General features: G+C 29.9%; 1 protein-coding gene and 1 pseudogene. One reads left to right on the top strand and one right to left on the bottom strand.

The genetic code is table 11. The annotated features are described in order from the left end of the window. Positions 1-116, top strand: a pseudogene (locus AC07E5_RS09805) (transposase); the annotation flags it as partial. Positions 117-219: 103 nt separating this feature from the next. Here the strand turns inward: AC07E5_RS09805 and AC07E5_RS09800 are convergent. Next, the gene (locus AC07E5_RS09800) at positions 220-1,314 is read right to left on the bottom strand and encodes a hypothetical protein (protein WP_498625349.1); all 1,095 of its coding nucleotides are present in this window, start codon (positions 1,312-1,314) and stop codon (positions 220-222) included. Between the last annotated feature and the right edge of the window lie 136 nt (positions 1,315-1,450).

The raw sequence follows: 1,450 nt of genomic DNA, 5'->3' as shown, positions 1-1,450 counted from the left end.
GGAAGCAGATGAAATATTATTGGCGAGATTTTCAAGTCATGACAGCTGATAAAATAGAGCAATGGGTGGAGAGAGTATCAAACCAATTCGGAAAAGAATACATGTTTACTTTTTAATGACAGCTTATTATCTAGCTGTATCAATAATTTCTCGGTATATTTTTTTCTAAAATTTAGGGCTGAAATATAATAATATCTTTCAGCCCTTCTTTTTTGAATATTACTGATCTTCTAAAATATTTTTTATTTCTTTTTCTAATCGTTCTTGAAATTGTTCAAAACTCATATTTTTAAAGAATCTGTTTCTGTTGACATATGGTAAAGCTTCTTTTACTAATTGATCATAAAAAGGGTCATTGACATATTTTGCTAACACTAGACGAGAGATAGCACCTAACCCTGTAATATATTCTTTTTCATCTCCATGATTTAACCATTCATTTAACGTTTTGAGATCACTATGTTTTTTTACATCATAAATTAAAAAATCATAAACTTGTTGTAACACGTGCTGCAATTGTTGTGGATCATTAAAATGAATTGCTTCCCCCTCTATTCCATGAATATTGGGTAAATACTGCAAGGTATGATCATCTATAAAATGTTGGCGTAGTATACGGATTGCTTTTTCTGATGAAATTTGAATATAACTTCCCAAAGCAATTTGGCTATATGCTAAAACATTTTTTTTACTTGAACATAGTATTAATATACCTTCATATATTTGATCATTAAAATCTCGATGATATATAGTTTCGTTAAATTGATTTTTTTTTCTCTGCTTTATAAAATTTAAAGATTCTTTATTTAAATCTAACCACTGATCTGCAAAAATACTGAGCTTCTCTTGTGTTTGTGGTATAGCTTTAAATTGTAATAACTGTTCTCTTGATACTGCTTCGACAGAGCTTAACATCTGTTCAATACTTTTCTGATCGGGGAAAATAACATCCCGACTAAAAAACACATAATGTTTTGCATCAAAAGCAACGAGATTATACTTACGTAGTGTATCAACCAATATTTTATAAAGGTATTTACTTTTTTCCTGTATATATTCGATGACAAAAACATTTGTAGAAAAATTAAAAAAGCCTTTTACATTACTAAAGAACTGGATAATTTCTTCATCAAAGTTTTCTGCAAGTTCAGGTTTGGTGACAATCTGTTCAACATCTAGTAACCAATTTTTTAAGTTTTCACTAAAACCTATTTCTTGGGAATTAATCGCGAAATACTCTGCCTGCTCCAATGTCGAAATTGTCGTTTGAGGATTATGCTGTTTCGGATCCCACACATAAAATAATGCTGACATATTGTTCCTTTGGTAATACCCCCATTTTTAATTGAATTAATGGGTAGAAAATCTAAAGCCTTGTTATTGTTTAAAAATAGGTGGACAACCATTTACTGACATATGAGGTCGTTCATGATTATAAAAGTACTGCCAG

The sequence above is a fragment of the Acinetobacter seohaensis genome (genome assembly GCF_056431365.1).
This window is presented reverse-complemented; position numbering and strand designations above follow the sequence as displayed.

Bases quoted from the DNA above. Each gene is read 5' to 3' on its own strand.
- AC07E5_RS09800 (WP_498625349.1), bottom strand. From the start codon at position 1,314: ATGTCAGCATTATTTTATGTGTGGGATCCGAAACAGCATAATCCTCAA.